Genomic DNA, 422 nt, shown 5'->3' on the forward strand with positions numbered 1-422 from the left:
ATGCTGCCGGCTACGTGCTCGCTGGACGCAGCGACTGGGCGGGTGCCAGCGAAGCCTGGTCGAGGGCGGCGACCGCGCCGGCGACGTCGGAGTACGCGGCGCTGGAACTGGCACGCGTCAAGCGCATGCTGGGCGCCAGCAATGCGGAGATCAGGGCGCTGGCTGGCCAGTCGTCACTGCTGACCAACATGCTGGCCATCGACAGCGAGGAAGCCGTGTCTTCACCCTACGCAGCCTATCTGATGCTCGGCGAGGCCCAGTACGAAGTGGCACTGAAGCTGGCACAGCCATACGCCGACATGCTGCCGCGCATGATTCGCATGGTCGCCGCTTCCGACGGCGCGTCGAGCGAGTACGCCGATCAGGCACTGGCGATGACGGCAGACCAGGGGATCGACCCGGATCCGGTATGGGCCACATGG

At 67.1% G+C, this 422-nt stretch carries 1 protein-coding gene; it reads left to right on the forward strand.

The features are described from left to right. Positions 1-422: hypothetical protein (locus KVS69_RS18875; protein WP_217539503.1), on the forward strand; the 422-nt coding region annotated here is incomplete at both ends.

The sequence above is a fragment of the Stenotrophomonas sp. GbtcB23 genome, from assembly GCF_019091045.1.
GTDB classification, from domain to species: Bacteria; Pseudomonadota; Gammaproteobacteria; order Xanthomonadales; family Xanthomonadaceae; genus Stenotrophomonas; species Stenotrophomonas rhizophila_A.